Origin of the sequence: Cupriavidus campinensis (assembly GCF_905397395.1) — a bacterium.
Lineage (GTDB): Bacteria > Pseudomonadota > Gammaproteobacteria > Burkholderiales > Burkholderiaceae > Cupriavidus > Cupriavidus campinensis.
Map to the genome: position 1 here is coordinate 1 of NZ_CAJPVH010000113.1, position 6,396 is coordinate 6,396.

Annotated in this window: 4 protein-coding genes and 2 pseudogenes; 4 read left to right on the forward strand and 2 right to left on the reverse strand. The window is 69.9% G+C overall.

Going from position 1 to position 6,396, the window contains the following annotated elements; genetic code table 11:
* The 4 genes and pseudogenes from KHO18_RS27815 to KHO18_RS27830 all read left to right on the forward strand — a co-directional run.
* Positions 1-726 (forward strand): annotated as a pseudogene (locus tag KHO18_RS27815) (helix-turn-helix domain-containing protein); the annotation flags it as partial.
* Between the two features lie 37 nt (positions 727-763).
* Complete coding sequence (locus KHO18_RS27820) at positions 764-1,402, forward strand: Vgb family protein (RefSeq protein WP_144197654.1); 639 nt, start codon at positions 764-766, stop codon at positions 1,400-1,402.
* Positions 1,403-1,769: 367 nt separating this feature from the next.
* Positions 1,770-3,560 carry a putative bifunctional diguanylate cyclase/phosphodiesterase gene (locus KHO18_RS27825; RefSeq protein ID WP_144197653.1) on the forward strand — a complete coding sequence of 597 codons (1,791 nt, stop codon included), beginning with the start codon at positions 1,770-1,772 and terminating at the stop codon, positions 3,558-3,560.
* Positions 3,557-5,005 carry an HDOD domain-containing protein gene (locus KHO18_RS27830; RefSeq protein WP_244845157.1) on the forward strand — a complete coding sequence of 483 codons (1,449 nt, stop codon included), beginning with the start codon at positions 3,557-3,559 and terminating at the stop codon, positions 5,003-5,005. The genes KHO18_RS27825 and KHO18_RS27830 overlap by 4 nt, the downstream gene beginning before the upstream one ends.
* Before the next feature lie 21 nt (positions 5,006-5,026).
* Here KHO18_RS27830 and KHO18_RS27835 read toward each other — a convergent pair whose 3' ends face one another.
* The gene (locus KHO18_RS27835; RefSeq protein WP_144197652.1) at positions 5,027-5,998 is read right to left on the reverse strand and encodes a GGDEF domain-containing protein; all 972 of its coding nucleotides are present in this window, start codon (positions 5,996-5,998) and stop codon (positions 5,027-5,029) included.
* 167 nt (positions 5,999-6,165) lie between these two features.
* A pseudogene (locus KHO18_RS27840) lies at positions 6,166-6,396 on the reverse strand (malonate decarboxylase subunit epsilon); the annotation flags it as partial.

Consider the following 6,396-nt stretch of genomic DNA (forward strand, 5'->3'; position numbering starts at 1 on the left):
CAGGCCGCCATTCCCGGGCTCCTGGCCGAGGTCGAGCAGGCCGTCCGGCTGCTGGACGCCCCCGCCGCCCGGCAGATCGCGCCGGACGGCGACCGGCCGCTGCGGCTCGCCGAGGTGGAGGCGCTGCTGGCCTCCAACGCGCTGGTGATCGATGGCTGCCGCCATGTCGTGCAGGCCGGCGGCACGGCCATCTCGCTGGCGCGGCGGCCGGTGCTGCTGACGCTGGCGCGGGCCCTTGGCGAAGCGTGGCCAGCCGATGTGCCCCGGGACACGCTGATCGCCCGCGCCTTCCGCACCCGCCATATCGACGGCTCCCACCGCGCGCGGCTGCGCGTGGAAATCGGCCGGCTGCGCGCGATGCTGGGCGCGCTGGCACGGGTGGAAGCCACGCCGGACGGCTTCGCGCTGGTACCGCTGGTACCACCGGTGTCGCTGGTGTCGCTGGTGTCGCCCCCCGCCCAGCCGGTGGTGGTGCTGGCGCGGCCGGTCGAGGAAAAGCACGGCGCCGTGCTGGCCTTGCTGGGCGATGGGGAGTCGTGGTCCAGCTCCGCCCTCGCCCTGGCGCTGGGCGCCAGCCAGCGCACCGCCCAGCGCGCGCTGGACGCGCTGGCGGCCGATGGCAAGGTGCAGGCGTTCGGCCGGGGCCGCGCCCGGCGCTGGCTGAGCACTCCCGTGCCCGGATTCACGACGACCTTGTTACTCCCCACGCCGCTGCCGAATCACTAGGATGGATGCATGTTTCCACCACCGAGGGAATCCACCCATGAAACGACAGCCCGCTGAAATCCTCCGTGAATACGGCCCCTTCCCCGGCGTCGAGGCCGTCCACGGCGTCACCTACGACGGCAAGAGCGTCTGGTTCGCCTCGGGCGAGGCGCTCCACGCACTCGACCCGGCCACCGGCCAGACGCTGCGCACCCTCGACGTGACCGCCAATGCCGGCACCGCCTTCGACGGCAAGCACCTGTACCAGATTGCCGAGCGCCAGATCCAGAAGATCGACCCGCAGACCGGGGAGGTGCTGGCCACCATCCCCGCCCCGGGCGACGGCAACGACTCGGGCATGGCCTGGGCCGAAGGCACGCTGTGGGTGGGCCAGTGGCAGGCGCGCAAGATCCACCAGGTGGACCCGCAGACCGGCAGGGTCCTGCGCACCATCGAGTCGAACCGCTTTGTCACGGGCGTGACCTGGGTGGACGGCGAACTGTGGCATGGCACCTGGGAGAGCGAGGAAAGCGAGCTGCGGCGCGTCGATCCGGCCTCGGGCGAGGTGCTGGAGCGGCTGGAAATGCCGGCCGGCGTGGGCGTCTCGGGGCTGGAGTCCGATGGCGCCGACCAGTTCTTCTGCGGTGGCGGCACCAGCGGCAAGCTGCGCGCGGTACGGCGGCCCCGGAAGGGCTGAAAAACGGGCTGAAAAGCCGGTTGAAAATCCGGCTGAAGACCCCCGCCCGGCGCTGTGACCGCAGAGCGCCATTTTCCTTGCGATGTCAATCCCCCCTCCGGCGCCCACCCCCGGGCGCCGCGCGCCTGTTGTAGCGGCGCCGACGCCGCGCATTCGTTGCCCCGCGCGGCGCTCAGCCTGATGCCGGCTCGTATTAGAATCGCCGGTGTCGATCCGTTCGGCATGCAACAGAGCCAGTGGTCATGTTCCGGGTGCGGGAAGGCCCCGGACTGGTTCCGACCTGCCTGCCTGAACCACGTTTCACATATCGCGCCCCACTCAACAGTTATCAGGCCAGCGTCCAAGGGGATTCCGGGCTGAGGAAGACATGACCTCGTTTGCATATGATGTTGCCCTGGCGCCAGAGCCCGCGGAACGCGGGACTGCCGGCGACCGCCCTGCCGGGCGCGAGGCCTGGGCGCTGCTGGAAGCTTCCGGCGCGCTGGCCATGCGGGTCGATATCCAGGGTCGCATCCTCCAGGCCACCGAAGCCACGGCTGACCTGCTCGTCTACCCTCACGAATACCTGCTGCGCACGTCGGTGCTCGACGTCATCGCCCCGGAATCGCGCGACAGCGTGGCCGCCCTGCTCCAGGCCTGCGCGCGGGACCGCGCCGCCCGCCGCGAGCGCGTGCGCTTTGCCGGCGGCATCGGCGGCGGCTGGCTGGACCTGCGCATCGCCCACCAGCCCGGCGAGCCCAACACCCCGCCGAGCCTGCTGCTGTTTGGCCACGACGTCACGGACTGGGTCGAGAACGAGCGCCAGCTCAACGCCCGCGCCTTCCTGGACCCGCTGACCGGCGTTGGCAACCGGGCCTTCATCCGCCGCCGCATCGAGCAGTACATGGCCGGCGCCGCCAGCGCGCGCGTGCCGTTCGCCGTGGCGCTGATGGACCTGGACGGCTTCAAGAACATCAACGACTCGCTCGGCCATGAGTTTGGCGACGCGCTGCTCAAGGAAGTCGGCGCCCGCCTGCAGGACACCGTGCGCTCCCAGCAAAGCGTGGCGCGCCTGGGCGGCGACGAATTCGTGCTGATGCTCGATGGCCTGGAGTCCGAGGCCGAGGCCATCCGCATTCTCGAACGCGTGATCCACGTCTGCCGCCAGCCCTTCCTGCTCGGCGGCTGCCATGTGCGCATCACCACCAGCATCGGGCTGGCCTTCTCGTCGGCCGCGTCCGGCAACGTCCAGCCGGAGTCGGAGTCGCACTGGCTGCGCCGCGCCGACCTGGCCATGTACGAGGCCAAGGCGCTCGGCAAGAACCGTTACTGCGTCTATTCGCCCGAACTGGACCGCCGGCTGGACGAGCAGTTCCGCATCGAGCAGAGCATGTTCGAGGCGGTGCAGAACGGCGAATTCCTGCTGCACTACCAGCCCATCGTCTGGCCCGCCACGGGCGAGGTCTGCGCCGTGGAGGCGCTGATGCGCTGGGACCACGCGGGCGAGTTCATCCGGCCCGACGTCTTCATTCCCGTGGCCGAGAAGAACGGCCTGATCAAGCATCTGGGCGCCTGGGCGCTGCGCTGCGCCTGCGCCCAGCTGGCCGCGTGGGACGCCCAGGGGCTCCAGGTCGGCCATATGTCGGTCAACGTCTCTGCCGTGCAATTCCTGCACCCGGGGTTCTTCGAGAGCGTGCGCAACGCCATCCAGGACGCCGGCATCAGCGCCGACCGCCTGGTGCTGGAGATCACCGAAAGCGCGCTGATGACCGACCCCAAGGCCGCCGAGGACCTGCTCATGTCGCTGCGCGCGCTGGGCCTGCGCTTTGCCGTGGATGACTTCGGCACCGGCTATTCCAGCCTCTCCTACCTGCGCCGCTTCCCGCTGTCCGCGCTCAAGGTGGACCGCAGCTTCGTGGCGGACATGGTCGATTCCCCGCATGCGCGCACCATCGTCTCGGCGGTGCTGTCGCTGGCGCGCGAGCTGGGCCTGGTGGCCATCGCCGAAGGCGTGGAGACCGACGCGCAGGGCGAGCTGCTGGCCGCGCAGGGCTGCAACCTGGTGCAGGGCTGGCGCTACGCGCGCGCGCTGAGCCCGCTGGACTTCGAGCAGGCCCTCGCGGATGGCCGCCTGATGCTGGGGCGCGACGAGGTGTTCTCGCTGCAGGTGGCCGGATGACCATGCTGTCCAAGGAACAATTCTTCGAGACGCTGTGGAACCGCATGGCGCAGCAGGGCGACTTCCCGACCCTGCAGTACTGCGTCGACAACATTTTCCAGACGCTCAACGGCGACCTCACCGTGGGCGAGATGGCCACCAGCGTGCTGTCTGACTTCAGCCTGTCGCAGAAGGTGATCCGGCTGGCCAACTCGGCGATGTACCGCTCGTTCGGCGGCGAGGTCACCACGGTGTCCCGTGCCATCCTGGTGCTCGGCGTGGAGGCCATCAGCCACCTGACGCTGGGCATCCAGCTGCTCGACTACTTCCACGGCGTGGCGCCACAGCGCCCGCAGGCCACCAAGGCGCTCCAGCGCGCGCTGGTGGCGGGCGAGATCACCCGGGCGCTGTCGCACGCGCGCGGCATCAACGAGGGCGAGGAAGCCGTCGTCTGCACGCTGATGCACCACATGAGCCGGCTGCTGGTGGTGTTCTACTTCCCGGACGAATGGGAGCGCGTGGAGGCGATGTGCGCCACGCACCCGATGACCGAGAACGAGGCCTGCCAGGCGGTGCTGGGCGTCTCGATGGAGGAGATCGCCGAGGCCGCCGCGCGCAAGTGGCGCCTGCCGGGAATCATCGCCCACGCCATGAAGCCGCGCCTGCCGGCCCCGGACACCGTGCTGGAAACCCATGCCGACTGGCTCGCCGCCATCGCCCATGTCTCGGCCCAGGCCGCCGCCGCCATGGTGCGGGACGGCACGCAGGAGTCGGTGCAGGAGCTGCTGACCGCCCACGCCAAGATGCTGGGCCTGACCACCGGCGACGTGGCGATTGCCGTGCGGCAGGCCGATACGCTCAATACCTCGATCATCCGCTCCGAGGCCCCGGCCGAGGCGGCGGCGCCCGTCGGCACCGGCGGCGATCCGGAAGACATGCTGCGGCGGCTGCGCCAGGGGCTGGACGAGGTGCGGCGCGAAGGCGCCGGCCTGTCGGTATCCCAGCTGGCGCCGATGGTGCTGGAAACCACCATGCGCGCGATGAACTTCTCGCGCTGCTTCCTGATGATGCTGAACCCGGCCACCAAGCGCTTCCACGCGCGGCTGGGCTTTGGCGAGGGCATGCGGGAAAAGCTGCCGGCCCTGTCCTTCGAGGAAGGCTTCGTGCCCGACGTGTTCCACTTCGCCGGGCTGGCCGACAAGCCGCTGCTGATCGAGGACGCCTTCGACCCGAGCATCGCCCACCGGATTCCGCGCTGGTACCGCGACACCATGCCCGACGCAAAGTCGATCCTGCTGGCGCCGGTGCGCATGCGCAACCGCTGCATCGCGCTGATCTATGGCGACTGGGGCGCCACGCGCTGCGCCTGGCAACTCGGCGAAGCCGAACTGAATGCCGTGGACGAGCTGACGCGCGAGATTGCCGCCGGCGTGCTGCGCGCGGCCCCGCAGCGCACGGAGCCGTAGTCCGCCCGAGTCAGCAGTAAATCAGTGCCGGGTGGCCTTGCGCTGGGCCTTGTCGGCGTACATGGCGGCATCGGCCTGCGCCAGCAGTTCATGCACCGTGGCATGGCGGGACGGATCGAACTCGGTCAGCCCCACGCTGAAACGCAGGCTGTAGCCACGCGCGTTCTGCGCATTCCACGCGTCCACGTTTCGATGCAGGCGCGCCAGCGCCTCGCCGCAGCCGTTGGCATCGGTATTGGTCAGCAGCGCGGCGAATTCGTCGCCACCGAGCCGCCCCACCACATCCGAGTCCCGGAACGCCATCCGCAGCGCGGCGCCAAACGCGGCCAGCGCGCGGTCGCCCTCGGCATGGCCGAACTGGTCGTTGATCGGCTTGAAGCCATCCATGTCGAAGAACACCAGCGTGGCCGGCCGCTCCAGCCGGCGGCACAGCTCGATGGCGTGCTGGCTCAGCACCGTGAAACCGCGCCGGTTGGAGAGCGCGGTCAGTTCGTCCATGCTGGCCAGGTGCACGGCGGCCAGCTCCTGCTCGGCCATGCGGGCGAGGTCGTGCAGCAGCGCGCGGTCGTCGTCGTCGAAGGTGCGCGGCTGGCGGTCGATCAGGCAGAGCGTGCCCAGCTTGGTGCCGTTGTGCGCCACCAGCGGGCAGCCGGCGTAGAAGCGGATGTGCGGCTCGCCGGTGACCATCGGGTTGTCATGGAAGCGCGCGTCCTGGCGGGCGTCGGGCACCAGCAGGATGCCGTCGCCGGCAATCGCGTGGCCGCAGAACGAGGTGTTGCGCGGCGCCTCGGCCAGATCCAGTCCCTCGCAGGCCTTGAACCACTGCCGGTTGGCATCGACCAGGCTGACCAGCGCGATCGGCACGTCAAACAGCCGTTTGGCGAGCCGGGTCAGGCGGTCGAACCGTTCCTCGGTCGGGGTATCGAGGATGTTGAGCGATCTCAGCGTGGCGAGACGCAGGGTTTCATCGGGCGGAATCGGTGGCGGCTGCATGGGCGGTTCGTGAGCGCACGCCGGGCAAGCCCCGGCGGCGACGGATCGTGCCAGTGTTAACGGCCAATCCTACGCCGCCTGCAGGCTGGTCATCCACGTCCACACCGATTGTTTCAATTTTTTGCCAGGCCGGGGGGGGTGCGTTGATGCGTGTTCAGGGCGCGCCTTCAATCGCCCTGACTGGCCCGGTCCATCAACACGCGCACGCTGTCTGCCCGCGTCTCGGCACAGGCCACCGCTTCCGGCAGCACCGCCCCGGCGAGCCGCGTCAGCACGTTGCCGGGCGGCATCTCCACCGCCAGCCGCACACCGCAGGCGCGCGCCAGCAGCAGGGTCTCGTGCCAGCGCACCGGCAGCGCCATGTTGGCGGCGAGGTCCGCCGCGATGCGCGCCGGGTC